This is a genomic window from Streptomyces sp. NPDC050433 (assembly GCF_044458565.1).
Lineage (GTDB): Bacteria > Actinomycetota > Actinomycetes > Streptomycetales > Streptomycetaceae > Streptomyces.
The window spans coordinates 43,977-69,213 of the sequence record NZ_JBITIB010000040.1; the positions used below are offsets into that span (position 1 = coordinate 43,977).

Here is a 25,237-nt window from a genome sequence, read left to right on the forward strand (position 1 = left end):
CAGACGTGGAGGCGAGGGTATCTCCCGCCTCGGACGGAACCCCGAGGCGGGCCACGCCCGCGTCTTAGAAGGACGCCGCCGGAAGGCGGATCCGTGCCGCCGAGGTGCCGGGCCCCCTGAGGGTCGGGGGAAGCCGGCGGGTGGTGCCCGCCCGGTCACGGAGCAGGTCCGCCTCCTTGTAACGCCCGCAGCTCATATGCCAGACCAGAATGCCGGAGAGCCAGTTCTCCATCTCCTTCACATAGCCGTCGAGGACCTTGCGTACCTCGTCGTCCAGCGCGAAGTCGTCGTACAGAACGGGCAGTTCGTTGGCCGCGACGTGCTGGAACTGGCGCATACGCCCCTTCATCAGGTCGTGCACGATCGCGACGCCCGTCGGATAGTCGCAGTCGAAGAAGGACTGCACGACCAGGACGCCGTTGTGGAGTTCGCCGTCGAACTCGATCTCCTTCTGATACGAGAAGAGGTCGTTCATCAGGCACGCGTAGTCCTGGGCCGCGTTCTGCAGGGACGTCATCGGGCCGCTGCGGTAGATCTCCGGCGGCACGGCGCCGGCGTGGCCGATGCGGGACAAGCTCATCGTCATGTTGGAGCCGAAGGTATGGCGGCGCATCTCGATGTAGTCGACGGGGTCCGGGATGCGGTTCTGGATCTGGTTGGCCAGCTCCCAGACCCAGCTGGCCGTCATCTCCTCGACGTCCGTGCGGAAGACCCGGCGGGCGTCCACGTCCATCGGGCCGGCCGTGCGGACCCACAGGTCGGCCAGGCCCCGCTCCAGCGCGCTGAGCGGTGGCGGGGTGTCGAGTGTGTCGACCGGCATGAAGAGGGACAGCCGTTCATTGCAGACCTTCGCCGCCGCCAGATTGCGGGTGTTGCCGTACACGACGGGGAAGAGGTCGTCGCCGTACGTCCCCCACGTCAGCCAGTCCGAGGTCAGGTCAAGGCCCTCCGGGGTGGCGTGGGGGTGGATGCCGGCGGCGCAGAGCGGGAAGTCGAGACGGCGGAGCCGGTCCTCGTCCCAGATGTCCGAGCCGGGAACGCCCAACTGCCCCTCCAGGATGCCCATCCGGTGCGCCCAGCCCACGACATGCTCCCGCGCCCCCTCCAGATACGGACTGAGTGCCGCCGCGAACGGCATCTCGAACTCGGGCAGGATCGACGGCCCCACCCGCTGATACGGCACATGGCTGTGGGCTCTGGCCCTGGCGGGGGAGCCGTGGGCGAGGGTCTTGAGATAGTCCGACGCCGCCGTCCAGCGCCCGACCGGGGTCAGCGAGAACAGCGGCCCCGCCGTCTCCCCCGGCCCGGCGCCCCCGCCCGCCGCCGCGCCGTTCATGTACCGGCTGGAGCGCATGTGCCACTCGTGGCCGCCGGACTGCCAGTCCTGGAGGCCCTTCACATACGCGAGCGTCCCCGCCGCCCCGGCCGGGTCGATCCCCATCTCCACGAAGAGCGGGCCCAGTTCGGTGAGCGCCGTGTTCTCGAACTGGTGGAGACGGGAGGTCAGCAGGTCGTTGACCGCGTCGGCGGCCTCCTGCGTCGTGCAGTCCAGGAATGTCTCCAGGACGAGCACACCGTTGCTCAGCTCGCCCTCCTCCTCGATCTCCCGCTGGTACGAGAAGAGGTCGTTGCGCAGATGGACCCCGTCGGAGAACGTGTCCCGCAGGACCCGCATCGGACGGGAATCGGCGATCTCGGCCGGCACCTCCGCACCGGCCGCGTACTCGATGAGCCCGGCCGACCACGGCGCCCCGCCGACCTTGCGGCGCATCTCGATGTACTCGACGGGATTCGCGATCCGTCCGGCATTGATGTTGGCGAGTTCCCAGAGGGACTCGTTGAGCAGATTCTCCGTGCTCTCCGCGAACCGCGCCCGCCAGTCCAGGGACATCGACGGGACCGTGCGCTCCCAGAGGTCGGCGAGGCCCGCTTCCACCGGATTCGTCGGCTCGGGAAATCCGTCGGTGAGATCCATCGGCATGAAGGCGGGGAGCCGGTCGAGATACGCCTTGCCGCCCACGCGGTCCTGTGTCCTCTTGAAGATCTCCAGGAAGTGGTCGTCGAAGAAGAAGACCCACACATACCAGTCCGTGACCAGCGACAACTGCGGCCCTGTGCAGTCGGGATGGGTGTACGAGCACAGCAGCGCGTAGTCGTGGGCGTCGAGATCGCTCTGCTCCCAGATCCCGGAGCCCTCCAGCATCCCCATGTCCCGCGCCCAGGTCCGGGAGTGCTCCCTGGCCTCCTCCAGACGCGGATTGATACGCGCCGGATAAGGCATGTAGAAATCCGGCAGTTCGAAGGGTTGTGTCACTGGTGCGCGGCCTTTCCCGAGGTTTCCGGAACATTCCGGCAGCTGTCGGTGTCCAGGACCTAGCTCTACCCCTCGCCCCGTACCGCCATCCGCGCCACAAAACAGTCATATGAACACACCATCAGGGCGTGGCCTCCATGAAATCTTCCGCATGCCGGTCCACCATCGGCCCATGAGCACGACAATTCGCATCGCACAGCAACCCGAGGCCGACGAACTCCTCGGCCGCAGCCCGCTGGCCGCACTGGTCGGCATGCTGCTGGACCAGCAGGTGCCCATGGAGTGGGCCTTCTCGGGGCCGTACACCATCGCCGTACGCATGGGAGGAGACGATCTGGACGCGCACGCCATCGCCGCGTACGACCCCGAGGCCTTCGCCGCCCTGCTTTCCGAGAAGCCCGCCGTGCACCGCTATCCGGGGTCCATGGCCAAGCGCGTGCAGCAGCTCTGCCAGTTCCTCGTCGCGCACTACGACGGCGACGGCGGCGCGGTGTGGCGAGATGTCGCCACCGGCGCCGAACTGCTCAAGCGGCTGACCGAACTCCCGGGCTACGGCAAGCAGAAGTCACAGATCTTCCTCGCGCTGCTCGGCAAGCAGTACGGCGTACGCCCGGAGGGCTGGCGCGCGGCGGCCGGCGCGTACGGCGACGAGGGCTCGTACCGCTCGGCGGCGGACATCACGGGACCGGAAACGCTGGCCAAGGTACGTGCGCACAAGCAGGAGGCCAAGCGCGCGGCCAAGGCGGCGAAGGAGGCGGCGAGCCCCGAGGCGCCCGCGAAGGCCCCGAACAACTGAGCGGACATCTGGCGGAAGTACATGACTTGTGGCACATCTGTTCCCCTGGAAGGCCCCAGGTCGCTAACTTGCGGTAGCTCAGTTCACGCCTTTCTCGCTCTTTCGCACTCGTTCGCATCGGAAGGACCCCTGTGAACGCAACGTCCCGCAGACTCATGGCAGTCGCAGCCGCCACCGCGCTCGCCGCCCCGCTTCTGCTGTCCGCATCCTCCGCCTCGGCCCACAACGGGCCTGACCCGGCGAGGGACGCGGCGAAGCTCTCGAAGAAGCTCGTCAAGGAGGCGTCCGGCAAGGACGCGTACAAGCACCTGAAGAAGTTCCAGGCCATCGCCGACTCCGCAGGCGGCCACCGCGCCGCGGGCTCGCTCGGCCACGACGCCTCCACCGCGTACGTCTACAGCCTCCTTAAGAAGGCGGGCTACGACGTCTCGTACGACACCTTCGAGTTCACGTACATCGAGACGCAGGCCGAGACGCTGAAGGTCACCGCGCCCACGCCGCGCGACTCCGAGGTCAAGGCCATGTCGTACACGAAGTCCACGCCCAAGGGCGGGATAGAGGCCGCGCTCGCCGTCGTACCGGTCGACGCGACCACCGGCTGCGAGCCCACCGACTACGCCGCCGGTGCTTTCACCGGCAAGATCGCGCTCATCCAGCGCGGCGGCTGCGACTTCGCCACGAAGCAGCAGATGGCGGCCGGCGCGGGAGCGGTCGCCGCGATCGTCTCCAACAACACCGAGGGCGCCCTCAGCGGCACCCTGGGCGACCCGGCGGCGGCCAGGATCCCCACGGGCGGTGTCACCCAGGCCGAGGGCGCGAAGCTCGCCGCTGAGGCCGCGGCGGGCCCCGTGACGGTCTCCCTGGACATCCGTCAGCTCCAGGAGAAGCGCACGACCCGCAACGTCATCGCCGAGACCAGGGGCGGCAACGCGGCCAACACGGTCATGCTCGGCTCCCACCTGGACTCCGTGACCGCGGGCGCGGGCATCAACGACAACGCGTCGGGCTCCGCCGGTCTCCTCGAAGTCGCCCTGGAACTCGCCAAGTCGCGCGAGAAGCCCGCCAACAAGGTCCGCTTCGCCTGGTGGTCCGCCGAGGAGCTGGGCCTGCTCGGCGCCGAGGACTACGTGCAGGGCCTCAGCCCCGAGCAGGCCGCACAGATCAAGCTCTACCTGAACTTCGACATGATCGCCTCGCCGAACTTCGGCCAGTTCGTCTACGACGGAGACGACTCGGACGGCGTCGGCGCGGGCCCGGGGCCGGAGGGCTCGGCGCAGTTGGAGAAGGGCATCACCGACTTCCTCGACAGCAGGGACTACCCGCACGAGGGCACCGACTTCAGCGGCCGCTCCGACTACGGGCCGTTCATAGAGGTCGGCATCCCCTCCGGGGGAACCTTCACCGGCGCCGAGGGCATCAAGACCGAGGCGCAGGCGGCGAAGTTCGGCGGCGAGGCCGGGGTCGCGTACGACCCCTGCTACCACGCGGCCTGCGACAACCTCGACAACATCAACAAGGAGGCGTTCGACGTCAACATCGACGTCATCGCCAACGCCGTGGGTCAGTACGCCCACGACCTGAGCCCGCTCACGGCGAGCGCCAAGACGGCGGCCTCGGCGAAGGCGGAGCGCACCGGGGCCGATGGCGACACCGGCGTCGGCGCGTCGAACGCGCACGAGCACGAGTCTCGGGCCTGACGGCCTGACCGGCTGACGGCGTGACCGCCAGGCGGTCCGGCCGAACAACCGACTGACAGCCACTCACCGCGGGCGCCGAGGGAGCGAGTTCCCTCGGCGCCCGTAGTGCGTCCCGGACGTCTTCGGGTCCCTCCTCAGGAGGCGATGGTGCGGCGATAACTCCGGAGGAAACGGTTCCGCTCATATATCGCTCCTACTTTGATCCATATGCATCCTTTTGCACCACCGCGCCATGGCTGCGCCCGGAGGCGCTCGCCCGGTAGGCTTTCCGTGTGATCTTCAAGCGCATCGGTAACGGGCGGCCGTATCCCGACCATGGCCGGGAAAGCACCCGCCAGTGGGCGGATGTGGCGCCGCGCCCGGTCCGCCTCGATCAGCTCGTCACCACAAAGGGCCAACTGGATCTGGAGACGTTGCTCGCCGAGGACTCGACCTTCTACGGTGACCTCTTCGCGCACGTCGTGAAGTGGCAGGGCGATCTGTATCTGGAGGACGGACTGCACCGCGCCGTCCGCGCGGCACTCCAGCAGCGGCAGGTACTCCACGCGCGCGTGCTCGAACTGGACCTGGGCTGAACCGACGGACCGACCGACTGACGGCCGAGAGACCGACGGCCGGCAGACGGACGGGTGACGGACCGACTGACGGCCGCTCAACCGGTCCGGGACTGAGCCTTTCGGGGTCTTTTCCAGCCCCTTCGGGCCCAACCTGTTGATCATTTAGTAGGAATCGGTACTGCCGCGCACTACGCTGCGGCCATGAGCATGCTCACCCCCCCAGGTATGGGCGGCAAATACCGCATTACGGGCGCCAAGTACCCCCGCATGCGCCGCCCTCGCAACCGCGGCAGGATCGTCTTCGCGGCCACCGCCTCAGTCGTCGCCCTCGGCCTGGTCGGCTGGGGGACCGTACAGCTCATCGACGTGTTCACGGCGGACGACGGCACGAAGCAGAAGACGGCGACCGCCTCCTCGGCCCACAAACCCGACTGCAAGCCGTCTCCCTCGGCCGCCGCCGTCAAGACGCTGCCCAAGCCGACCCAGATCAGGGTCAACGTCTACAACGCGACGCCGCGCGCCGGACTCGCCAAGACCACGGCGGACGAGCTGAAGAAGCGCGGCTTCCTCATCGGCAAGGTGGGCAACGCGCCGGCGGAGTTCGACAAGAAGATCCCCGGCACCGGGATACTGCTCGGCGCCCCGGACGCCGCGGCCGGGTCCTTCAAGGTGCTCGGCGCCCAGCTGACGGGTACGAAGCCGCAGCACGACGCCCGGAAGACGAAGGACGTCGACCTGTTGCTCGGGACTGCCTTCAAGAACCTGAACATGCAGAAGGACGCCGACCGCACCCTGGCCAGCCTGGCTAGGCCCACACCCGGCGCCCCCTGTTGATCCGCGACGGACCCTAGTCGACCGTCCCGTACATACGGTCACCCGCGTCGCCCAGCCCCGGCACGATGTACCCGCGATCGTTCAGCCGCTCGTCCACCGCCGCCGTGACGACCGTGACCGGCGTGCCCGCCAGCTCACGCTCCATCACCTCGACGCCCTCGGGCGCCGCGAGCAGCACCACGGCCGTCACGTCGTCCGCACCGCGCGTGATGAGCTCACGGATCGCCGCGACCAGCGTGCCGCCGGTGGCCAGCATCGGGTCCAGGACGTACACCTGCCGGCCCGAGAGGTCCTCGGGCATCCGGGTCGCGTACGTGGACGCCTGAAGCGTCTCCTCGTTACGGATCATCCCGAGGAAACCGACCTCGGCGGTCGGCAGCAGCCGCACCATGCCGTCCAGCATGCCGAGACCGGCCCGCAGGATCGGCACCACGAGAGGCCGCGGATGGGACAGCTTCACACCCGTGGTCGGCGTCACCGGAGTCTCGATGTCGACCTGCTCGGTGCGCACGTCCCTGGTGGCCTCGTACGCGAGCAGGGTGACCAGCTCGTCGGCGAGGCGTCGGAAGGTAGGGGAGTCGGTGCGCTTGTCGCGCAGAGTGGTGAGTTTGTGCGCGACCAGCGGGTGGTCGACGACGTGAATCCGCATGCCTCCACAGTAACCGTGGCCCGGTCGGCGGCCCCCGCTGGCATCAATTCCCTGCTCGCAGGGAATGGTGACAAGGCACGCGTACAGGGGCACGGTCAACCGAGTCGTGGGGTGGTGAGGCGGCGATGCCGGACGGGCAGCAGCGGATTCCGCAGGAGCGCGGCGGCGACCCGGTGGCCGACACCGAGCCGGACGCGCCACCCGGCGCGGACACCGCGACCGACCTCGCCCCCGACGAGGGGGACGCGGCCCGCCGCCGCCGCCGTGCGCAGTTCCTGCGGGAGTTGAACGAGGCCAAGGCCCTGCGCGAGCGGGTGAAACCTCGGCAGGCCCGCGCCGCGCGGATGCGCCAGCAGATGCGGATGCGGACCTTCCGCTGGTAGTCCCCGCGCGGGTCACCCAGCGGCTCTCCGGCCGTCGCGGGACTGCCACTTGGGCGTCGGCCGCCACCCGCCCCACAGCCCTCCCGCACCCCCGACCCGGCACCCGTCCGTCCCGGTCCAAAAAAATGCCTGCACGACGCAACGGCGGAAGACCTCTCGCAATCGCCGGGTTTCTGCCACGATTCCGAGTAAGTGGGCGGGGCAGAGCGCAGCGCACCGCCGAATCGTCACCTCTGACCAGTGGGAGAGTCACGGTGTACTTCGCCGCACTGCTCGCGCGCACCGAAGACGGGTGGGAAGCGAGCGATACAGAGCTCGACGACGTGGAGACCTTGTCGGATCTGACCGATCTGGCCCGCGAAGCCTCGGTGGACGAGGACACGGTGCTCGTCTTCATCGAGCAGGAGGACGCCTGGTTCGGCGTGCTCCGCGTGGAGGGCGAGGAGGATCCTCGCATCTACGTCTCCGACGCGGCCATGGCCGCACGATCCTCGTACGGGGAGATCCTCACGGACGAATTGCTTGGCCGGGACGATGACGACCTCGCCGACGCACTGGACACGCTGGACCTCGACGGCACCGAGGACGGCGAGATCGAAGATCAGGAGGACACGGAGGACTCCGACGGATCCGGCCCCGCCGACGCGGCCGGATCCGGGGCGGTACCCGCGGGACCGGCGGGCGACCGCGCGATCCTCGCCGACCTGGGCCTCTCGGAGGCCGAGTTGCTGGCGCTGGAGACCGACGCCATGTCCGAGATCGCGGACGCGCTGGGCGCCTCCGAGGTGCTGGAGACCGCCCGCTAGTGACGGAGCACGACCCCGTACGTGAGCCATGGCGGGCGCCGATGCGCCTCGCCCTGGAAGAGGCCGCACGCGCGGTGCCGGCCGGCGATGTGCCGGTCGGTGCCGTCGTGCTGTCCCCGGACGGGTCGCTGCTCGCCGCCGGCCACAACGAACGCGAGCAGACGGCCGACCCCACCGCGCACGCCGAGGTCCTGGCGATCCGCCGGGCGGCGGCGAAGCTCGGCGCCTGGCGGCTGACCGGCTGCACGCTCGTGGTGACCCTGGAGCCGTGCACGATGTGCGCGGGCGCGCTCGTGCAGTCACGGGTGGCCCGCGTCGTGTACGGAGCCCGCGACGAGAAGGCGGGCGCGGCGGGTTCGCTCTGGGACGTCGTACGGGACCGACGTCTCAACCACCGCCCGGAAGTGATCCACGGGGTGCTCGCGGACGAGTGCTCCGGGCTGCTCAAAGCCTTCTTCCGGGACCGCCGGATTAACGATTTCTGAGCATGGGCCACCTTGGGCTAAGCTCTCTCTCGGTAGCGTGTCCGAGCGGCCGAAGGAGCTCGCCTCGAAAGCGAGTGTGGCGTAACCCGTCACCGTGGGTTCAAATCCCACCGCTACCGCAGATGAGCGAAGGGGTGGACCTCATGAGGTCCACCCCTTTGGCATTGCCAGGGTCTCAGTTCGGGTCTCAGTTGGTCGTCACGAGAGCCCCGGAAGCCCCGTCGTCGTCTTCGTCGGAGCCGTCGTTTCCCGACTCCCAGATGAACCCGTCGACCTGTGCGGCGACGCCGGTTCGTACGGTGTCGACCATGTGCTGATAGCGCGCTGCCATCGCGGTGGACGACCAGCCCATGAGCCCCATGACGGCCCGCTCGGGAACCCCCAGGATCAGGAGCACCGTGGCGGCAGTGTGCCGCGCGTCGTGCAACCGTCCGTCCCGAACCTTCGCCCGGCCAAGCAACTCCTTCCAGTCGTCGTAGTCCGTGCGTGGTGAGGTACCGCGCCCGGTCGCGGTGGGGAACAACCAGCCCTCTTCCTTCCAGTGCTCCCCCGCGGCCGTGCGCTCCACGTCCTGCCGGGCCCTGTGGGTGCGGAGCAGGTCTACAAGCTGTGGGGGAAGGCCGACCGCTCGTCGGCCGGCGCGCGACTTCGTGTCGGCCGTCTCCGGGTTCGTCCGCCGGCGCTCCGGGCAGTAGCCGGGCTTCCGGCCGCACGTATCGCCACACCCGTGGGCGTACCGAGGTCGGCGCCTGCTTCGGCGGACCATCAGGACGCCCCGCTTCAAGTCCACGTCGGCCCATTTGAGTCCGAGCGCCTCGCCTTGCCGCAGTCCGAGGGAGAGCGCCACCGCCCACCGTGCCGAGTTGCGGCCCTCGTCAGCCGCTCGGAGGAGTCGGCGGATCTCCTCAACCGTGAACGGCTCGACTTCATCGTCCCGGAGCCGTGGAGCCTTGGCGAGTCGGACGGGGTTCTGTCCGAGGTCGCCACGCCGCACCGCTTCGTTCAGCGCGGTCCGGAAGGTGCGGTGGACCTGATGAGCCGTGGCGGGCGCGCTACCGCGCTGCTGCATGCTCGCGTAGAACCGCTCGATGTGCTCGGGCTTCAGGCGGTCAAGCCGGTGAGCCCCAAGACCTGGGATCAGGTGCTTCCGAACGGCGTAGCCGTACCCCGCCGCCGTGTTCTCGTTGACGGCGAGCGGGACGATGCTTTCGATCCAGTGCGTGAGCCAGGTAGTGACAGTCCAGGCCCGCCCCGGCTTGCGAGTGGTCTGGGTCTCGCGCTGACGCTCCAGGTCGCGTACAGCCTCCGTCACCTCCGCTCGGGTCTTCCGCTTCACATGGCGGCGGTCCGGGGTGCCGTCATCGCGGATCCCGACTGTCACGCGACCGTGCCACTTCCCGTCTCCGCCCAGGTAGATGGAGGATCGGCCGTTCGGTTGCCGGGTGCGCTTCTTCTTGCTCTCGTCTTCCATGGCTGCCCTTCAAGCCGTCTAAGCGGCGGCGGTTTGGTGGGACTGACGGCGGCGAGCGACGTACTCAGGGATCGCGTCGGCGGGGACCCGTCGGAGGCCACCGAGGGTCAAGGACTCCAGCTCGCCGGACGCGATGAGCCGGTAGCAGACAGTCCGGCCGATGCTGAGACGGCGGGCCGCTTCCTCGACAGTGAGGAGCGAAAGGGTGTTGTCGACCTGGGCCGGACTCAACGGAGTAGGTGCCGATTTCATGTGCCGGTCTCTCCTTCGTGACACGACAGGAGTCGTGGGGCCTCCCGGCCCCCTCTGGGAATCCGCTACATCCGCTACATCCGCTACATCGCAGGTCAGGGGCCCGCTTTTGTAGCGGATGCGCGGGGTGTAGCGGATTGGTGCCGCTACGCGGTGCGGGCGGCGGTTCCTGCTGTAGCGGCTTCACTGGTGATGTAGCGGATGCCGGGAAGCTCTTCCGCTACATCTGCACCCGCCTTGACCTGGGCTGTAGCGGCTGTAGCGGCTGTAGCGGCTTCTCCGGGGAGGGGAGCGCAATACCGCATCCACGCGTCCGCGAGGTCGTCGGCGTAGTAGCCCTTGGGGACCCCGGACGCCGTGCGGATACTTCGGGGCTTGACGGGCTTGTTCTCCGCAGTGACGTAAGCCCCGAGCATCCGGGAGAGGGCGCGTGAGGTGAGCGGCTTCCCGTCCAGGTCAGCCCACGGTCCGTCGTCCATGCCCAGAAGGCATTCGAGGATGACGGCGGTGGGCATCCGGTCGGCACCGCAGAACACGGTGTCGCGCAGGTCGGTCAGCAGGCGGATACCGAGGGAGGCTTCGTCGTTCTCGTTTGCGGCGTTGACGAGTTCGTGGCAGGCGGCGCGGGCCCGCTTGGGCCAGTCGCCGCCGGCCGCGTCCGCGACGGCCAGCAGGGGCTCCCAGACGTCCGCGGGGCGGTCGGTGACCCCTTCGGGCATCTCGGGCCAGGCGTCGGCGACCTGTTCGCGGACGGTGTCGGCCCACTTGGCGAGCTGGTCGCGCAGGGCGTTGCCCTGCTTCTCGTGGGTGCGCCGACGGTAGGGCTCGCACGTCTCGTTGGGGGCGCGCTTGCGCATGCGGATGATGACCGACCGGGTCAGGATCGTGTCCGGCAGGGAGCCGAGTCCGGCCATTCCGACCGCGCAGAACGAGGAGAACCAGGCGGCGTTCTGGCTGGAGCCGTCCCCGACGCAGCGCAGGGACTTGCCGCCGCGGCGGTATCCGGAGTTGAGGAACCCGCGGACGAGTTCGTCACCCCCGGCTTTGGGTCCGAACACGGTGTCGATCTCGTCGAAGAGGAGTGTCGGTGTGCCTTCGGGTGCTTCGACCAGCCGGAACAGGGCGTTCGCGGACGCGTTGACGGTGGTCGCGGCGCGCGGGGTGAGGGTTTCGATGATCTCCAGCGCGCGGGACTTCCCCGATCCCGGTTCCGGAGAGAGGAACGCGATACGGGCGGTGCCGTCAAACGCGTCGATCAGGTGCGCGTGCGCGTCCCACAACGTCACCGCGACGTAGGCGGCCTCGCGCGGGAAGACGTTGAACCGGCGGTGAAAGCGCTCGACCTGATCGAGCAGCGCGGCCCCGTCGATGGGCGGCGCGCTGGACTTCGGTGCGGGGACGCTCATGCGGCGGCCCTCCCTTCACTGGTGGTGGTGCGGAGCGGGCAGGCGTCGCGGTGCGCGGTGTGGTCCTCGGTCAGGGCGAGGACCTTGGCGTGTCCGGAGGCGAAGAGGTCACGGCCGCACGCGCACCACGAGGTGGCGGTAGGCGTTCCCTTGCGCGGCACCCGGATCGTGAGCCATCCGGTGGCGTGCCGCCCGTCACCCTGCTGCTGGTCAGGGAGAACAGCAGTGGGGACGCCTTCGGCGGCGCCCTTCAGCGCGCCCACGGCCGGGGGGACGGACCGCAGTTCGGCGGCCGGCGGGGGGTTGGTGGTGGGGGTGTGGCCTTCCAATGGGGGATGTGGGCGGTGGTTCATGCCGCATCCCTGGGCCGGGCTTTGCGGATGGAGTTGTCGAGAGCGGAGCGGATCGTGGCGCGGCACTCGGCAGCGGTGAGTCCCCGCTCCTCACCTGCCGATTGGAAGGCATCCTCAACCACGTGCCGGGCGAGGTCGCCCCACGCGATGAAGCGTCCGACCTTGAAGGCGCTTCGGTTGAGCGTGTTGTTGCCCTCTCCCTCGGGTGCGTTGCGGACGTTGTCGCACTCGCGGTTCATGGCTGCCAGCGCGGCGCGGTCGCCGTTGACGACCAGCGGCGCGAACCGCTCCACCCGTGCGGGTGCCGAGGGTTGGAGCAGGCTCAGCAGCCATCCGGGCAGCGGCGCGGCAGGAGCGTCGTCGGTGACCTCGTACCGGCCGGCGGGGGTGGTGCTGCCCGCGGCTACGACGTAGCCGCCCCACGCGCGGGTGTCGATCAACGGCCCGAGCTTCCCGGCGGTGTTGGTGAGCCGGACCCCGGCGGGGGCGGTGAAGTACAGGTGCTGTCCGCCGCTCGCGGTCCGGGTGCGGTAGGTGGCGGGCACCTCCTGCCCGGCGCGCTCGCAGAGCGCCGCAAAGGTCGTCACGCCGCAAGGCGTGCCCTCACTGCCCTTGACGCTCTTGCTGTTGGTCTTGGGCATGTCGAGGTCGATCACGACGAGCCCGGACGGGCCCGTGGCGATGCCGATGTTCGCGGGGTAGTCGCCCCAGCAGTACCAGATGCGGTCGGAGTCGGTGGTGGCGCGCTGCTCCCACTTGAGGTGACCTTCCGCGCAGTCACCAGTCCGGATGCAGCGCTCCTCACCATGCAGAGCGGGCCGCTTGTCGTCGGGACGGAGCGGGAACACGTGCCACCCCCGTCCGGCCGTATCCAGGGCCGCGGTCAGCAGACGCTCTCGCCTGCTGAGGGTGGGTTGAGTCATGCTGGAGACCTCCATAGGTCTGTTGAGGACTGGAGAAGCCGGGGCGACCGCGCATCTTTTGCCGAGAGGGCGGTCGCCCCGGCGTCATTTGCCTTTCGGGCGGGTGAGCTTGAGCGTGAGTCCGCCGATGCCGATCGGCCCGGCAGCACCGGCGATGGCGGCGGCGGTGTGGGCGGCGTAGTCGAGCAGCGCGAGGACCGCGGCGAAGGTGCCCATGAGCCCGAGCGCGCACGCGCCGGTGACGACGATCGGGATCAGGTAGGTCCGTGCCGGGCGGCCCTGCGCGGGGGCGTGGGTGACGATGACGATGGGCCGGCCGGTGGTCTGCGCGCGGTGGTAGAGGTCGGCGGGGATGTGTGGGGCGAGGGTGCCCGGCGGTTCGCGGTCGTTCATGACGTGCTCCTTCCGGGTACGGGCGGGCCCCGCCGGATCGTGTTCCGGCGGGGCCCGTTGGTGACGGTGTGTGGTTGTAGTGACTAGTGGCTACTGCCTACTGGCTAGTGGCAAAGGGCCTGTTGAACACCCCTGTGTGGCCAGTAGAGGGCCGTTCTACCGGCTAGTGGCAAGTTGGCGGTAGCCAGTAGCCGGTAGCGCTGTGTGGCCGCTCAGGCGTGGTCGGGGTGGACGTAGACGGAGTGCGGTCCGTTGTCCCGGTAGACCAGCTCCCCGCGTTCGGCCGCGGCCTTGAGCCCGTCGCGCACGGCCTGCCGGCTCCTGCCGACGAGGTCCGCGACAGCCTTGGGTTTCATGCCCGCGGCGCCCGCGGCCTCGATCGCCTCGATCGCCTGCGCGAGCCAGGCCGGACCGCTGTCCGAGCTGTCCTCGTCGCGCAGGGCGGACAGGTTCAGCCCGGTCGCGGCCGGCGGCCGGCCCCCGATGGGCGGTTCGGGGGTGTTGCCGAAGTGGGCGTCGACCTCTTCCATGAACGCCCGTACCGCTGCGTCCTCGTCAGGCGTGCTCCCGCTCGTGTCGTGCAGCGCCGACAGGTTGAGTCCGCCACTGTTCGTGGACGCTGCGGGCGTCGGTCCGGTCCCAGTGGGGACGGGGTTGGGGTTGAGGTGGTCACGCATCCATGCCGTCCGGCTGGTGTCCCAGCGGCGTGCGTAGGCGGGTCCGGCGGCTTGTGCGGAGGGTGTGTCGAGCACGGGGTGGCGGTCGGACGTGGCGGCGACGATGTCGCGGATCTGGTTGGGCAGGATCCGCCAGTTCTTGAACAGCGCCGCGGGTGACTCGGGGGTGCCCATGAACCCTGAGCCCTTGTACGGGGCTTGGTCCACCCTGAGTCCGCGGGATCCGGGGAACAGCTTGGCCAGGTCCATACCCTCGGTCTCGCCCCCGGTGAGCGCGACGCGCACTTTCGCTTCACGTCGGATCATGAGGTTGCCGAGGACGCACCCGGTGGCACCGAGCGCGGTCAGGACGGTGCGGATGCCCATGGCGCGGGCGATGCGGATGACTTCGAGGATCTTCTCCCCGAGCTTCCGCAGCCGCTTGTCGTTGCTCGCCAGGATCTCCGCACCCTCATCGACCACGAGCATGACCTGAGGAATCTGCGCGGACACGGGCAGCAGGTCGGTGTTGGCCTGGGAGAGGAGGTCCTGGTAGGCCATCTTGCGGTGCTTGGCCACCTTCACCGCCGCATCCAGCATCAGGACGGCTTCATCGTAGGTTCCGGCGAGCCAGTCCACACCGGGGCGCATCCCGCTCGTGGTCTGCCCCTGGCTGTCGAGTGCGGGGCGGACCCAGGGCAGGCCGGCCGACCCGGCGTTGAGGTCGATCACCCACGTCAAGATGTCCGTGGCGCGCGCGAAACCGGCGAGGATGACATGGACCATGTTCGTCTTGCCCGACCCGGTCGGCCCGACGACGAGCGCGCACTGCTCGCGCAGGTAGGTGCAGATCTCTTCGGCGTTGGTGCGGTAGCCCCACGGCAGGCCGGTGTAGACGGACAGCGGCCCGTAGTCGGTGGGGTAGGTGAGTTCCGCGGACAGGACGTCGGCGGTGGTGACGTCGATCAGTACGCGTCCTTGGTGGATGCCGGGGCTGGCGGTGGCGGTGCAGCCGTGGGGCAGGTTGGCGTCCGCGCTGAGCTTGGCGGATTCCTTCGCGATCCGGTCGTACGTTGTTCCGCCGGCGGGGAGTTCGGCGTCGATCGTGAACCCGGTCCCGGTCGGCCACATCTCTACGGCGAGGACGCGCAGGGTGATCCCGCACACGCGCCGAATGCGGTCGACCCATTCCGCGGCGATGGCCCGACGGTCCGCGCTGAGTTCGGCGGCGACCTGGCGGGCCGCCGCGGCCAGTGCCTCTTCCTCGCGTGCCTCTTCGTAGAGGCTGGCGGTGCGGGCGGCGGCGCCCATGCCGATCCCGATCGTGGCCAGGGACCCGAGGGCGGCCCAGGTGAGAGGGCCGGTGGTCATGGCCCACGTGGTCCACCCGGCGCCGACGAGCCAGGATGCGGCGCGGGTGGCGATCGTGCGCCCCGCGTTGCGCACCCTCAGTCCGGCGATCGTGTGACCGAGCGCCCCGGCGACACCGGCCGTGAGTGCCCAGCCGGGCGGCATTCCGGTGGCGGCGCCGGTGGTGGCGACGGCGAACGCCCCGGTCGTGGCGGACAGTGCGCCGGTCACCGGTCCGTGGCCGGCGGCCCAGTCCCACACCGGCCCCGTGCTGTCCTGCTGCTTCTGCTTCTTCGGGGTCTTGTTGCTGGTGGTGGTGGTGTTGGTGGTCATCAGACGTTCCAGCCCTTCTCGGCTTCGGGGCCGTTGCGGGGGTCCTCGTGGCGGGCGATGTCCTGTTCGTGGGCCTGCCGGAACAGGGGGCCCAGGTCCTCGGCAGCCGACACGACGTTCATCAGCGCCTGGAAGAGGTCGTCGAAGCCGAACGCCACGTCCTTCTCCAGCGGGAACTCGGAGTCGGAGCGCTCAGCGAGGATCTGGAAGGTGTTGGCCACCGACCGCAGCGCCTCGGGCAGGTTCTCGACCATGGCCAGGATCTCCATGGCGCCGTCGGGGTCGTAGGAGCGGGCGGCGTTCTCCATCTCGGCCGCGGCCTCTTCGAACCGGAATCCAGACACGTTCACTACCTCCAACTGCGGGGCGGGGGTGCTCGGGATGAGGTGCGCCGGGCGTTCGACCCGGTCGCCGATCTGCTCGTCGTCGTTCTCAGCCGCGGCATCGGCCGCGGCCTCTTCGTCGTCCAGGGCGGCGCGGATCGCGCGGTCGCGCTCCTCGCGGGCCAGCCACGCGGCACCCATGAGGCGCCGGTAGAAGCGGCGGCCGGGGTGCATCAGCCAGCGCCAGCCGAGCTTGCGACCCAAAGGGGTGGTGAGCATGCCGAGCACACCCAGCGGCGTCGCCAGGGCGGCGGCGAGCATGCGGCGGCCGTGCATCCGCAGCGCGGAACGCCACAACGCCGAACGAGCCCGGCGACGGGCCGCCGCGTGACGCACCGACGACCGCTTACCGTCGACCTTGTTCTGAGCGCGCCGGTCACGCGCGGCACGGGCCTTGCCGACCGCCGCGTCGCGCATCCGCGCGACCTGGCCCATGCCCTTTGACATGGCACGGCCGATGCCGCCCTTGGTTCCGGAACGGGCTGTGCGTGCGGCGGACTTGGCTGCCCGGCGGGCATCGGCCACCTTCCGACGGTCCGCCGCGCCCTGCGTACGGGCCGCGGCACGGGTCGGTGACTGCTGCTTCTGAGCTTGCCGCAACGCCTTGACCTGCCCCAACCGGCCCGACGCTGTGCGCCCGGAGCCGAGCGGAGAACGCCCACCACGACCACCGGCAGACGACCCCTTGCCGGTGCGGGACTTGGAACCGGTGGCGAGCCCGCCGGAACGGGACATCAGCGCCGGCGCCTTGCCACCGCGGCGGCCACCGCCCGCGCCCGGACGTCCGGAGTGGCGGGACTGCGACGGAACACCACCAAGCCCGCCCGAACCGGTGCGGCGCGGCGACGCACCGGAGTTCGAACCCGCGCGGACCCGTGACGGGTTGCGCTTGCGCGTGGTGCGGGACTGGCGAGCGGTGCGGGTGGCTGCGACCGTGCCGAGGACCGCGGCGCCGGTCGCCGCGACCGCAGCGGCCACCGGACCACCGGTCAGAGCAGCGGTCGCGATCAGCCCGGCGGTGGAGTTGGCGCCAGTCATCGCGAGCGGCACCACCGGCCAACCCCCCGGCGTGTGACCCACTCCATCGGCAGTCGGTGCCGGGGCGGGGGCTGTTTCGGGGGTCTTTTCGCTGGTGGGAGGGGGTGCAGCCGCAGGGGCTGCTACCGCTTCCGTACTGGTATCCGTCATGCTTGGGGCACTCCTTTAGGGGAGACAGGAGGCCCGACCGATTGCTGTGAGAGGTCGCCGGTCGGGCCTCGGTGAACTGATGGGCTGGTCAGATCCGGTTGGGTTCGAGGGAGAAGAAGACGACGTTTGCCCGGTGCAGCGTGGGGGCCGAAGCCGTCAGCTCCCCGTAGAGGGTGTTGAAGGTGTCCAGGCGGGTCGCGCCGGGCGGCGGGGTGTAACTGCCGCTGGACGTCGCCGAAGCAAGACCCTGCTTCTCCACCGTCAGAACGAAGAAGTGGCTGCCCTGGGACTGCGCGTGCGGCTGGCTGCTCACGATGAATCTCCTGGATGGTCGAGGCGTTCAGGCGGCGCGCTGATCAGGTCATGCACCATCCGGAGTCGCAGGCGCCGTCTGCCTGGTCGAAGCCGGGCAGGAGGTCGACGCCGTCGGGGATGGCCTTGCGCAGGGGCCTGCCGAACCGGGTCAGGTAGACGTGGTCCTTGCCCAGCTCGTCGCGACGCTTGTTGAGGAGTTCTTCGAGCTGGCAGGACTTCTCGAACAGGTCCGGCTGGGTGCGGCGCATGTCGTGCCAGGTCTCGGGCCGGTGGAAGGGGCAGAACCAGCACGAGGACTTCGGCGGCACGGGCAGGCCCGCCTCCCGGATGATCCGCGCACAGTCGATACGCCGAAGTCCCAGCTCAAGGAGCGGGTAGACGATCTCCTCATGCGGCTCGCAGCGCCGGTTGTTGGCCCGGTGGATCTCATCCAGGCTGATGCCGATACCGATCGTGGCCGGGGCCGCCCTGGTCGCGCCCCGCCGCTTCACCTCGCGGCCGATGACCTTGATTTTGAAGTCGGCCGTGCACGAGCGGGTACCGGGTGCCCCGTTCGACATCCGCACGGGGATCGCCAGTGACCGGGACCCCTCCTTGGTGAGCTGGCCGTGCAGCGTGCGGACCTCACCGGTGCGGACCATGACACGGTCCAGTACCGTGAGTTCGATCCCGTGCTCAGCCGCGAACGGCCTCGCGTACTCCTCCAGATACCGCAGTGTGCCGGGGTTCTCCGAGTCGTCCCCGACGTTGGCCATCAGGAACGTCCGGAAGTCGATACGGCCCTGCGCAGCGAGCACCAACAGCGCCGTCGACTGCACACCCCCGCCGTAACTCACCGAGCGAATCGGCACCGGGGCTTCTGCGGGTTCGGTGTCCTTGTGCGACATCAACGCTCACCGCCGACACTCGCCAGATGCCGGTCACCGGAGTCCGCGGTCTCTGCTGCGGAGTCGTTGAGGCGCTTGTAGACCTTGTGGACGTAGGAGGTGGACCGGGTGGACTTCACCGCTGCCTGAGAGATCGTCTCCCCCTTGGTCCAGCACGTGCGGATCTCGTTCAGCGCCTCGTTGGCGGGCAGTTTGTAGATGGCCGGCTCGTCCTCGGGGTCCGGGGTGGACGCCGGGGGGACGACGGGTGCATACACCGCGTTGCCACCGCAGATGACCAGCGCTTTCCGCTCCGCAGCCATCGGTGCGGGGGCTGTTACCGGTGTGGGGGTGGACGGGGTGGATACCGGTTCGGGTGCGGGGTGGACGGGGGTGGTGTCCACCGGTGTCTCCTGCGTGTCCAGCAGGGCGCGCAGTTCCGTGATCCGGGCGAGGATCGAGCGCCGGTAATGCGTGATGGCCTCGGCGAGAACGATCAGCAGGACCGGGGGGATGGAGTGGAGCAGCAGCCCGGCGGGGTCGACGTCGCGCGGCACGCCGAAGGGGGTTCCGGTCGGCCACAGGGCGGCCCAGCAGTTCATCAGCCATGTACTCAGGCCGGCGAACCACCGCAGCGCGGTCGCCCACCCGGACGGGTAGACGCCGTGCTCGGACAACTGGCCGTCCACGATCAGCACCGCACCCAGCGCGACCGCGACCATCGGATCGAGCAGCCAGGCGATCCACGGCGAGATGTGGTGGTCGATCGCGAACAGCGTCACGTTCGTCGCGGTGAACGCCAACGCCACCACCGCGACCGCGACCAGCACTTTCGTCAACCCTGACTGAATGCCTTGCAGGGCGGCGATCTGCCGGTGCAGCGTCGGAGTCTGCTTCATGCCGAACCCCCCGCCGCCACCAACTCGGGCGGGGCCGGTACGGGCTGTTCGAGCTGGGCGAAGCCCGTCAGGTGAACAGTGGCGCCGGCGAACGTGGTTTCGCCCTCAAGCCAGAACGTCCCGGCGTCCCCGTGCCAGGCCACGGCGTCCGGGCTGATGCCCAGCGCGGTCCGCCACGCCTCGAACGCGGGCAGGTCGTGATGGATCGCGAGTTCCAAGCGGTCCGGGTAGATCGGCGTCAGACGCACATCAACCGCGGGGAGCTCCGGGAACTCGACTGCCAGCGTGCGCAACGCCCGCAGAGGGACGGACAGGTCAGCGAATGCGAGAGCGTTCATGCCGCGGCCCTCTTCCCCGCACGCACCCGACGGGCCGTGTGGCGCGGCAGGGTGACGACGTTGAACAGGTCCGGCGCCAGCGCCTCGACCGTCTCCGTAGCGACCGTGCTCGTACGGTCCACCAGAGACGGGTCATCCGCGAGAATGTCGCGCGCCGCATCCTCGCGGGCCGCGCGCTCCATCTCGCTCTCACCCTCGACACCCAGCCACAAATCCAGCGGCGTACCCAGGGCAAGCTCAACGAACTCATCAGCCGTAACGGCCGTATGACCAGCAACGATGACTCTCATGGGTCGAACTCCTCGTAGACGGTGGGAACGGCCCGAAGCGGCTCCGGTGCTCGAACACCGGAGCCGCGCCGTTCATGGGTGGAGCGCCCCGGCCGGGAGTCGAACCCGGCCTTGCGACCATCGGGGCGGTAAACGTGATGCGCGGCCCTGAGCCGCGCCGGCCACCTTGTGCGAGAGGTGACAACCCGTCGTACGCGATATGGATCTGCGCCTCAGTCCCGCTCTCCCGAGGAATCGCCTTCTCGGTCTCATCGCGCGGCGTGCCCGCCTTCGGGCAGATCCGTTCTTTTGAGTCGCCCCTCCCTCAGGAGGACTCGACTGGTCTCCACTCGCCCCGACCGGTGCAGTCACGGCCGTCAGAACACGGTGGATCACGCTGTGGAGTTGTTGACCGGTTCGCAGTCCGAGGACCGCGACCGATGCAGTACCTCTATTGCAGGTACTGCATGAAGTTCCGTCAAGTAGGTCGGCGGAACTTCTCGCTTTCGCGCCGGAACTTCCTGGCGCACCATCAGAATCGCCCCAGGTCAGGGGCGATGGTTACCCCATCCATGGACACCTCGGGCCGATCTCGCTACCGTCAAGAGATCCCAAGACGTCCCATCGGGGGTGGAGATGCCCAACGAACGCTTGCGCTCAGCGCTCTTAGCTCAGGGGCTGACCGTGCAACAGCTGGCAGAAGCAATCGAGGTCAACCCGAAGACGGTTGAGCGCTGGATCACGCAAGGGAAGGTGCCGTACCGGCGCCACCAGTACGCCACCGCGTCCATGCTCAAAGTCGACGTCACGACGCTGTGGGAGGATGCCCGCGCGGTCGACACCTCCGCCGACCTGAGCCGGGCGGAGATCCTCACGGTCTACCCGCACCGTCACATGGTCCCCGCCGACTTGTGGCGGGAGATGTACGGGCGTGCGTCGCACCAGATCGACGCGCTCGTGTACGCCGGACTGTGGCTGTCCGAGGATCCGCAGTTCCTCGCCCTTCTCCGGATGAAGTCGGAGGCAGGCGCGCAGGTTCGTCTCATGCTCGGGGATCCCGGCTGCGCTGCTGTCCAGCAGCGCGGCATAGACGAGGGTCACCGCATCATGGATGGGAAGATCCGCAACGCTCTGGTGAACTACCGGCCGCTCTTCTCGACTCACCCTGACATCGGCTTCCGGCTCCACGACGCGACGCTCTACAACTCGCTCTTCCGGGCCGACGACGAGATGTTGGTGAACACGCACGTCTACGGCATCGGCGCGTATATGGCGCCCGTCCTGCACCTGCGGCGGCTCCCCGGCGGCGGTCTCTTCGACACGTACGCGAATAGCATCGAGCAGACCTGGACAGGCGGTCGCCAGGTAACGGAGCACGACATCACAGGAGCCTGAGCATGGGACGTATCGACTACCTTCACGACCCTGACGCCCCGCCGGCGAACTCGGTCGTCCCGTCCGTCGTCGCTTTCGTCCAGAACGAGGCGGGTCAGGTGCTGATGATCCAGCGCTCGGACAACGGCCGCTGGGCACTGCCCGGCGGCGGGCACGACGTGGGCGAGTCCATCAGCGACACCGTGGTGCGCGAGGTGTGGGAAGAGACAGGCATCAAGGCCGAAGTCGATGGGATGTCGGGGATCTACACCGACCCCGGTCACGTGATGCTCTACGACGACGGCGAGGCACGGCAGCAGTTCAGCATCTGCTTCCGTGCCCGACCGGTCGGCGGCGAGATCCGTACGAGCGACGAGACGACCCAGGTCCGTTGGGTGGAACCGGCGGACCTGGAGTCGTACGACGTCCACCCCACCATGCGGCTCCGCATCGAGCACGCGATGGAGCAGGGGCGGACGTCCCCTTACATCGGCTGACGCTGAACAGCGGCCAGACGTTCGAGGACGCGCGCCGTGCTGGCCAGGATCTCCGGTTCGGCACGGCGGATGAACGTCCCGATCAGGCTGTCGGGGCCATAGCGACCGGCGATCTCGTTCACCCGGTCCACGGGGTTCGTCGGCGTCCCGTCCGGAGTCGTGTTCATGTCGCAGTAGCAGAGAGCGTCCGCGAGGTGCGGGCGCTCTCGCGGGAACTCCTCTTCAAGCTCCTCGCGCATCCCGCGCGCTTCCGCCTCCATCCAGGCGCACGAGTGGTGCGCGACCAGCCGCACGAGACGCACATCGGCTTGGGCCACGTCGCGCAAATACCGGGCGCCGTCGAGCGGGTGAAAACCAGTCTTGGCGAGGTCGGGCGAATACCCGATGTCGTGGAGAACCGCGGCGGCCTCCGTCAGGTCCGCATCGGCACCGAGGATCGGGGCCAGCGACCGGGACCGTTCTGCTACCCCCTGAGAATGGGCCCAACGGCGCGGCAGCGGTTCGGCCAGCAAGGATTCAGCGATCGGGTAAGCCCACTCGACCAGTCCAGTAGTGCTCAAGATTGGGAACGCTCCTCTCGGCTTGGCAACGCTCGTACCGTCCGCACCTTGCCTTGCCCGCCCTCTGACAGCAGGCCGGCGGCTTCCAGCTTGTCCAGCGCCTTACTCACGGTCGGCCGCGATACGCCGAACTGCGCGCTCAGCGTCGACGCACTGGGAAACTCCGATCCAACGCCCACCTGCTCGACCAACGCCGCGATGCGCTCGACCAGCGGCCGGCGGTCTACGGTCTGGCTTCCCTGGATGACCCTCCAGCGGGCGCCCGGTACCGACTCGGCTACTCCTTCATCGCGCAGTACGTAGAAGGCCCTGAGCGCCAGACCGCGCGAGACGCCATAGTCACGCATGACATCCGCCAGCCTCGGCAGCTCCGTCATGCTCGGATCCTTCGCGATCTCTACCTTCAGTGCTTCCGCGATCTGCAAGAAGGTCCCCCGAGGACTTGCCTGCTGCGACACTCGTTCTCCCTCTTCCGGCCCCTGCCGTCGCACCCCAGCGTCCCACGGTCGCGGCCCCCTGTGGAGAGCCACCCGTTGCCTGAGGCGGGGTCTCAATCTGGGTCTCATTCACCTCCGTCCGGATCCGTTCAGAACCGTTCACTCCCACATCCGGTGGACTGGAATGAACGGCTCTGAACGACTTCGATTTACCCTCTGACCAGCAGGAACAGACCTCGAAAGCGAGTGTGGGGAGACTCACCGAGGGTTCAAATCCCTCCGCTACCGCCAACGAACCGCCCCCGACCTGCGAGAGCAGGTTGGGGGCGGTTCTGCGTCGCGCGCCCTCACGCGAGCACCCGGCGGCGGAAGTTGCGTAGTCCCAGGCCCAGGAACAGGACGCAGAAGCCGACCAGGACCGGGTAGATCACGTACAGCGGCATGTGGGACAGCTCGGTGAAGCCGGCGCGCATGCCCTCCGTGATGTAGATCAGCGGGTTGACGAGCACGAGCACCTGGAGCCAGTGGAAGCCGCCCACCTCCACCGGGGCCAGTTTGGTCCACTGGTAGTAGGTGCCGCCGAGGAAGACCAGGGGCAGGATCACGAAGCCGAACATCACGCCGATGTTCCGTGGTTCGAAGCTGGTCCCCAGCAGCAGGCCGAGTGAGGTCATCGCGATGCAGGACAGCGGGATGAGGGTGAGCACGACCAGCCAGTCGATGCTGAACCTCGGATGGACGCCCGGCGCGTGCACCACTGCGGCGATCGGGAACACGATGACCGCCGAGATCAGGCCCTGAGCGGCGCCGGAGAGCACCCGCGCCACCGCCACCAGCCAGATCGGGCAGGGCGCCTGGACCCGGTCCTCGATCTCCCGTGTGAAGCCGAACTCCTGGGACATCTGGATGGCGACCGACTGGATGCCCTGAAACATGATGGCGATGGCGACGACTCCGGGGACCAGGACCGTGGCGAAGTCCGACTCGCCACCCGCGCCGCCGCCGGAGCCGATGCCCTGGCCGATGCTCGGGAAGACGTACAGGAAGACGAAGACGAGCAGGAACGGCTGCATCACGGTCCGGCCGACGAACTCACCGAAGTTCTTCCCCAGTACGGTCAGGTCGCGCCGGATCAGCGCGGACAGCGCCGACCTGCTGGAGGCGGCGGCCGACCGGCCGGGACGGATACTGCCCGGCGAGGTGGCCCGGCGCTCTTCGGAGGGGGATGCCCCGGCCACGGCCATCAGTCCCTCAGTTCCTTGCCCGTGAGGCTGATGAAGACGGTCTCCAAAGTGCTCTCCTTGATCGAGAGATCGACCAGGTCGAAGCCGCCGGACTCGGCGCTCCGTACGACCTTCGGCAGCAGCCGGTCGGTCCCCTTCACTTGGAGTTCGACCCCGCCGTCGACCAGTCGCGTACGGACGACACCCGCGATGTCGTGGCGCAGCCGGTCGGCGAGCGCGTCGGCACTGCCGCTGGTGGCGACCGTGACGACGGCGTCCGCGCCCAGGCTGCGCTTGAGCGCGGCCGGTGTGTCCAGGGCGAGGATCCGGCCGTGGTCGATGATCGCCACCCGGTCGCAGAGGTGGTCGGCCTCCTCCATGTTGTGGGTGGTGAGCAGGATGGTCTGGCCGTCGGCGATCAGATCGTCCAGCACCTCCCACAGCGCGATCCGGCCCTGCGGGTCCAGTCCCGCGGTGGGCTCGTCCAGGAAGAGCACCGCGGGCCGGTGGAAGATCGCCCGTGCCACCAGCAGCCGCTGCGCCATGCCTCCGGACAGCGCGTACACCGAGGAGCGGCCCCACCGGGCCAGCTTGAACTGCTCCAGGAGTTCGTCGGCCCGCAGCCGCGAGCGGCCACGGGACATGCCGAACAGCAGACCGTGGAAGTACAGGTTCTCCCGGACCGTCAGCGAGCGGTCCAGGGTGTTCTGCTGGCTGACCACGGCGATGACCTGTTTGACCAGGGTGGGCTGGGTGACGACGTCGGTTCCCCCGATCCAGGCGGAGCCCGAGGTGGGCACCACACGCGTGGTCAGCATGCCCACCGTGGTGGTCTTCCCGGCGCCGTTGGGGCCCAGCAGCCCGAAGATCTCCCCCCGGCGTACATTCAGGTCGATCCCGTCGACCGCCGCGAAGTCCGCCTTGGGGTAGACCTTGCGCAGTACGGAGGTACGGATGACCTCGTCGGCGGGACGTTCGGGTGCCGTCATCGCCGTCATCGTCCCCCTTCCTCGGGCCTCCGTCCGCGATCGGCGCGTCCAGTCAAGCGCCAGGTGCCCCGCGCGGCATCTTGGGCGCACCCATCCGGACCGACGCGGCGGGCCCGGCCTCGTCAGGAGGCCGGGCCGCCGACGGGCTAGATGAGTAAGTCCGAAGTCGTGGTCGTGTGCATGAAGCGAGGGTCTCGTTGGTCCGTTTGTGACGACAGACCTCGAAACCCTCGCGCTTGCA

28 protein-coding genes and 2 tRNA genes are annotated in these 25,237 nt (G+C 68.9%); 11 read left to right on the plus strand and 19 right to left on the minus strand.

The genetic code is table 11. The features are described 5' to 3' along the window. Positions 1 to 64: 64 nt before the first annotated feature. Positions 65 to 2,314: a germacradienol/geosmin synthase gene (locus tag ACIBLA_RS33985; protein ID WP_399200834.1), complete on the minus strand. Its 2,250-nt coding sequence runs from the start codon at positions 2,312 to 2,314 to the stop codon at positions 65 to 67. Positions 2,315 to 2,486: 172 nt separating this feature from the next. Here ACIBLA_RS33985 and ACIBLA_RS33990 point away from each other — a divergent pair, with 172 nt between their 5' ends. The 4 genes from ACIBLA_RS33990 to ACIBLA_RS34005 all read left to right on the plus strand — a co-directional run bounded on the left by ACIBLA_RS33990 (position 2,487) and on the right by ACIBLA_RS34005 (position 6,198). Further along, on the plus strand, positions 2,487 to 3,110 hold the full coding sequence (locus ACIBLA_RS33990) for an HhH-GPD-type base excision DNA repair protein (RefSeq protein ID WP_363239927.1): 624 nt from the start codon (positions 2,487 to 2,489) through the stop codon (positions 3,108 to 3,110). 155 nt (positions 3,111 to 3,265) lie between these two features. Continuing rightward, on the plus strand, positions 3,266 to 4,807 hold the full coding sequence (locus ACIBLA_RS33995) for a M28 family metallopeptidase (protein WP_399200835.1): 1,542 nt from the start codon (positions 3,266 to 3,268) through the stop codon (positions 4,805 to 4,807). Between the two features lie 272 nt (positions 4,808 to 5,079). Continuing rightward, a complete protein-coding gene (locus ACIBLA_RS34000; protein WP_023540426.1) occupies positions 5,080 to 5,382 on the plus strand; it encodes a type II toxin-antitoxin system VapB family antitoxin in 303 nt (100 codons plus the stop codon). A gap of 183 nt (positions 5,383 to 5,565) precedes the next feature. Beyond that, positions 5,566 to 6,198, plus strand: coding sequence for a LytR C-terminal domain-containing protein (locus ACIBLA_RS34005; RefSeq protein WP_363239929.1), 633 nt, complete (start codon positions 5,566 to 5,568; stop codon positions 6,196 to 6,198). 13 nt (positions 6,199 to 6,211) lie between these two features. On the opposite strand, the gene upp is transcribed toward ACIBLA_RS34005, so the two are convergent. Next, positions 6,212 to 6,847, minus strand: a complete 636-nt coding sequence (gene upp / locus ACIBLA_RS34010; RefSeq protein ID WP_363239930.1) for a uracil phosphoribosyltransferase — start codon at positions 6,845 to 6,847, stop codon at positions 6,212 to 6,214. Positions 6,848 to 6,972: 125 nt separating this feature from the next. Here upp and ACIBLA_RS34015 point away from each other — a divergent pair, with 125 nt between their 5' ends. The 4 genes from ACIBLA_RS34015 to ACIBLA_RS34030 all read left to right on the plus strand — a co-directional run bounded on the left by ACIBLA_RS34015 (position 6,973) and on the right by ACIBLA_RS34030 (position 8,640). After that, positions 6,973 to 7,230 (plus strand): hypothetical protein, encoded by a 258-nt coding sequence (locus ACIBLA_RS34015; RefSeq protein WP_363239931.1) that lies wholly within the window; start codon positions 6,973 to 6,975, stop codon positions 7,228 to 7,230. Positions 7,231 to 7,484: 254 nt separating this feature from the next. Continuing rightward, a complete protein-coding gene (locus tag ACIBLA_RS34020) occupies positions 7,485 to 8,036 on the plus strand; it encodes a hypothetical protein (RefSeq protein WP_363239932.1) in 552 nt (183 codons plus the stop codon). Between the two features lie 41 nt (positions 8,037 to 8,077). After that, on the plus strand, positions 8,078 to 8,521 hold the full coding sequence (gene tadA / locus ACIBLA_RS34025) for a tRNA adenosine(34) deaminase TadA (protein ID WP_399200853.1): 444 nt from the start codon (positions 8,078 to 8,080) through the stop codon (positions 8,519 to 8,521). Between the two features lie 31 nt (positions 8,522 to 8,552). Continuing rightward, positions 8,553 to 8,640 (plus strand) — tRNA-Ser (locus ACIBLA_RS34030). Positions 8,641 to 8,708: 68 nt separating this feature from the next. Here ACIBLA_RS34030 and ACIBLA_RS34035 read toward each other — a convergent pair. From ACIBLA_RS34035 to ACIBLA_RS34095, 13 genes are all read right to left on the minus strand, one after another. Then, positions 8,709 to 9,992, minus strand: a complete 1,284-nt coding sequence (locus ACIBLA_RS34035; RefSeq protein ID WP_399200836.1) for a tyrosine-type recombinase/integrase — start codon at positions 9,990 to 9,992, stop codon at positions 8,709 to 8,711. Between the two features lie 18 nt (positions 9,993 to 10,010). Beyond that, entirely contained in the window at positions 10,011 to 10,244 is a 234-nt protein-coding gene (locus ACIBLA_RS34040; RefSeq protein WP_399200837.1) for an excisionase family DNA-binding protein, read from the minus strand. A gap of 146 nt (positions 10,245 to 10,390) precedes the next feature. Next, complete coding sequence (locus ACIBLA_RS34045; protein ID WP_399200838.1) at positions 10,391 to 11,650, minus strand: DUF3631 domain-containing protein; 1,260 nt, start codon at positions 11,648 to 11,650, stop codon at positions 10,391 to 10,393. Then, on the minus strand, positions 11,647 to 12,003 hold the full coding sequence (locus tag ACIBLA_RS34050; protein ID WP_399200839.1) for a hypothetical protein: 357 nt from the start codon (positions 12,001 to 12,003) through the stop codon (positions 11,647 to 11,649). The genes ACIBLA_RS34045 and ACIBLA_RS34050 overlap by 4 nt, the downstream gene beginning before the upstream one ends. Continuing rightward, positions 12,000 to 12,926 carry a bifunctional DNA primase/polymerase gene (locus ACIBLA_RS34055; RefSeq protein ID WP_399200840.1) on the minus strand — a complete coding sequence of 309 codons (927 nt, stop codon included), beginning with the start codon at positions 12,924 to 12,926 and terminating at the stop codon, positions 12,000 to 12,002. Before ACIBLA_RS34055 ends, ACIBLA_RS34050 begins: the two co-directional genes overlap by 4 nt. An 84-nt stretch (positions 12,927 to 13,010) precedes the next feature. Further along, a complete protein-coding gene (locus tag ACIBLA_RS34060) occupies positions 13,011 to 13,319 on the minus strand; it encodes a hypothetical protein (protein ID WP_399200841.1) in 309 nt (102 codons plus the stop codon). A gap of 212 nt (positions 13,320 to 13,531) precedes the next feature. After that, complete coding sequence (locus tag ACIBLA_RS34065) at positions 13,532 to 15,658, minus strand: hypothetical protein (RefSeq protein ID WP_399200842.1); 2,127 nt, start codon at positions 15,656 to 15,658, stop codon at positions 13,532 to 13,534. Beyond that, positions 15,658 to 17,079 carry a hypothetical protein gene (locus ACIBLA_RS34070; RefSeq protein ID WP_399200843.1) on the minus strand — a complete coding sequence of 474 codons (1,422 nt, stop codon included), beginning with the start codon at positions 17,077 to 17,079 and terminating at the stop codon, positions 15,658 to 15,660. The genes ACIBLA_RS34065 and ACIBLA_RS34070 overlap by 1 nt, the downstream gene beginning before the upstream one ends. Before the next feature lie 238 nt (positions 17,080 to 17,317). After that, on the minus strand, positions 17,318 to 17,542 hold the full coding sequence (locus ACIBLA_RS34075) for a hypothetical protein (RefSeq protein ID WP_399200844.1): 225 nt from the start codon (positions 17,540 to 17,542) through the stop codon (positions 17,318 to 17,320). A gap of 43 nt (positions 17,543 to 17,585) precedes the next feature. Then, positions 17,586 to 18,431 (minus strand): phosphoadenosine phosphosulfate reductase, encoded by an 846-nt coding sequence (locus ACIBLA_RS34080; protein ID WP_399200845.1) that lies wholly within the window; start codon positions 18,429 to 18,431, stop codon positions 17,586 to 17,588. Beyond that, on the minus strand, positions 18,431 to 19,309 hold the full coding sequence (locus ACIBLA_RS34085; RefSeq protein ID WP_399200846.1) for a hypothetical protein: 879 nt from the start codon (positions 19,307 to 19,309) through the stop codon (positions 18,431 to 18,433). The genes ACIBLA_RS34080 and ACIBLA_RS34085 overlap by 1 nt, the downstream gene beginning before the upstream one ends. Further along, a complete protein-coding gene (locus ACIBLA_RS34090; RefSeq protein ID WP_399200847.1) occupies positions 19,306 to 19,647 on the minus strand; it encodes a hypothetical protein in 342 nt (113 codons plus the stop codon). Before ACIBLA_RS34090 ends, ACIBLA_RS34085 begins: the two co-directional genes overlap by 4 nt. Beyond that, entirely contained in the window at positions 19,644 to 19,937 is a 294-nt protein-coding gene (locus ACIBLA_RS34095) for a hypothetical protein (RefSeq protein ID WP_399200848.1), read from the minus strand. The genes ACIBLA_RS34090 and ACIBLA_RS34095 overlap by 4 nt, the downstream gene beginning before the upstream one ends. A 615-nt stretch (positions 19,938 to 20,552) precedes the next feature. Here ACIBLA_RS34095 and ACIBLA_RS34100 point away from each other — a divergent pair. Both ACIBLA_RS34100 and ACIBLA_RS34105 read left to right on the plus strand, forming a co-directional pair. After that, on the plus strand, positions 20,553 to 21,311 hold the full coding sequence (locus ACIBLA_RS34100; RefSeq protein WP_399200849.1) for a helix-turn-helix domain-containing protein: 759 nt from the start codon (positions 20,553 to 20,555) through the stop codon (positions 21,309 to 21,311). A gap of 2 nt (positions 21,312 to 21,313) precedes the next feature. After that, positions 21,314 to 21,787, plus strand: coding sequence for an NUDIX domain-containing protein (locus tag ACIBLA_RS34105; protein ID WP_399200850.1), 474 nt, complete (start codon positions 21,314 to 21,316; stop codon positions 21,785 to 21,787). On the opposite strand, the gene ACIBLA_RS34110 is transcribed toward ACIBLA_RS34105, so the two are convergent. Further along, positions 21,775 to 22,347 (minus strand): HD domain-containing protein, encoded by a 573-nt coding sequence (locus ACIBLA_RS34110; RefSeq protein ID WP_399200851.1) that lies wholly within the window; start codon positions 22,345 to 22,347, stop codon positions 21,775 to 21,777. The two genes, ACIBLA_RS34105 and ACIBLA_RS34110, sit on opposite strands and share 13 nt — an antisense overlap. Beyond that, entirely contained in the window at positions 22,344 to 22,805 is a 462-nt protein-coding gene (locus tag ACIBLA_RS34115; RefSeq protein ID WP_399200852.1) for a GntR family transcriptional regulator, read from the minus strand. The genes ACIBLA_RS34110 and ACIBLA_RS34115 overlap by 4 nt, the downstream gene beginning before the upstream one ends. 152 nt (positions 22,806 to 22,957) lie before the next feature. On the opposite strand from ACIBLA_RS34115, the gene ACIBLA_RS34120 reads away from it, so the two are divergent. Further along, positions 22,958 to 23,075: transfer RNA gene (locus ACIBLA_RS34120), tRNA-OTHER, on the plus strand. Between the two features lie 56 nt (positions 23,076 to 23,131). On the opposite strand, the gene ACIBLA_RS34125 is transcribed toward ACIBLA_RS34120, so the two are convergent. Further along, positions 23,132 to 24,022 (minus strand): ABC transporter permease, encoded by an 891-nt coding sequence (locus ACIBLA_RS34125; RefSeq protein WP_363239933.1) that lies wholly within the window; start codon positions 24,020 to 24,022, stop codon positions 23,132 to 23,134. Positions 24,023 to 24,027: 5 nt separating this feature from the next. Beyond that, on the minus strand, positions 24,028 to 24,996 hold the full coding sequence (locus ACIBLA_RS34130) for an ATP-binding cassette domain-containing protein (RefSeq protein WP_363239934.1): 969 nt from the start codon (positions 24,994 to 24,996) through the stop codon (positions 24,028 to 24,030). Positions 24,997 to 25,237: the final 241 nt, after the last annotated feature.

What these genes read in the sequence shown, in the direction of transcription:
- ACIBLA_RS33990 (WP_363239927.1), top strand. Translation starts at nt 2,487, where the DNA reads ATGAGCACGACAATTCGCATCGCACAGCAACCCGAGGCCGACGAACTC.
- ACIBLA_RS33995 (WP_399200835.1), top strand. Translation starts at nt 3,266, where the DNA reads ATGGCAGTCGCAGCCGCCACCGCGCTCGCCGCCCCGCTTCTGCTGTCC.
- ACIBLA_RS34005 (WP_363239929.1), top strand. Translation starts at nt 5,566, where the DNA reads ATGAGCATGCTCACCCCCCCAGGTATGGGCGGCAAATACCGCATTACG.
- upp (WP_363239930.1), bottom strand. Translation starts at nt 6,847, where the DNA reads ATGCGGATTCACGTCGTCGACCACCCGCTGGTCGCGCACAAACTCACC.
- ACIBLA_RS34015 (WP_363239931.1), top strand. Translation starts at nt 6,973, where the DNA reads ATGCCGGACGGGCAGCAGCGGATTCCGCAGGAGCGCGGCGGCGACCCG.
- tadA (WP_399200853.1), top strand. Translation starts at nt 8,078, where the DNA reads ATGCGCCTCGCCCTGGAAGAGGCCGCACGCGCGGTGCCGGCCGGCGAT.
- ACIBLA_RS34035 (WP_399200836.1), bottom strand. Translation starts at nt 9,992, where the DNA reads ATGGAAGACGAGAGCAAGAAGAAGCGCACCCGGCAACCGAACGGCCGA.
- ACIBLA_RS34040 (WP_399200837.1), bottom strand. Translation starts at nt 10,244, where the DNA reads ATGAAATCGGCACCTACTCCGTTGAGTCCGGCCCAGGTCGACAACACC.
- ACIBLA_RS34045 (WP_399200838.1), bottom strand. Translation starts at nt 11,650, where the DNA reads ATGAGCGTCCCCGCACCGAAGTCCAGCGCGCCGCCCATCGACGGGGCC.
- ACIBLA_RS34050 (WP_399200839.1), bottom strand. Translation starts at nt 12,003, where the DNA reads ATGAACCACCGCCCACATCCCCCATTGGAAGGCCACACCCCCACCACC.
- ACIBLA_RS34055 (WP_399200840.1), bottom strand. Translation starts at nt 12,926, where the DNA reads ATGACTCAACCCACCCTCAGCAGGCGAGAGCGTCTGCTGACCGCGGCC.
- ACIBLA_RS34060 (WP_399200841.1), bottom strand. Translation starts at nt 13,319, where the DNA reads ATGAACGACCGCGAACCGCCGGGCACCCTCGCCCCACACATCCCCGCC.
- ACIBLA_RS34065 (WP_399200842.1), bottom strand. Translation starts at nt 15,658, where the DNA reads ATGACCACCAACACCACCACCACCAGCAACAAGACCCCGAAGAAGCAG.
- ACIBLA_RS34070 (WP_399200843.1), bottom strand. Translation starts at nt 17,079, where the DNA reads ATGACTGGCGCCAACTCCACCGCCGGGCTGATCGCGACCGCTGCTCTG.
- ACIBLA_RS34080 (WP_399200845.1), bottom strand. Translation starts at nt 18,431, where the DNA reads ATGTCGCACAAGGACACCGAACCCGCAGAAGCCCCGGTGCCGATTCGC.
- ACIBLA_RS34085 (WP_399200846.1), bottom strand. Translation starts at nt 19,309, where the DNA reads ATGAAGCAGACTCCGACGCTGCACCGGCAGATCGCCGCCCTGCAAGGC.
- ACIBLA_RS34090 (WP_399200847.1), bottom strand. Translation starts at nt 19,647, where the DNA reads ATGAACGCTCTCGCATTCGCTGACCTGTCCGTCCCTCTGCGGGCGTTG.
- ACIBLA_RS34095 (WP_399200848.1), bottom strand. Translation starts at nt 19,937, where the DNA reads ATGAGAGTCATCGTTGCTGGTCATACGGCCGTTACGGCTGATGAGTTC.
- ACIBLA_RS34100 (WP_399200849.1), top strand. Translation starts at nt 20,553, where the DNA reads ATGCCCAACGAACGCTTGCGCTCAGCGCTCTTAGCTCAGGGGCTGACC.
- ACIBLA_RS34105 (WP_399200850.1), top strand. Translation starts at nt 21,314, where the DNA reads ATGGGACGTATCGACTACCTTCACGACCCTGACGCCCCGCCGGCGAAC.
- ACIBLA_RS34130 (WP_363239934.1), bottom strand. Translation starts at nt 24,996, where the DNA reads ATGACGGCACCCGAACGTCCCGCCGACGAGGTCATCCGTACCTCCGTA.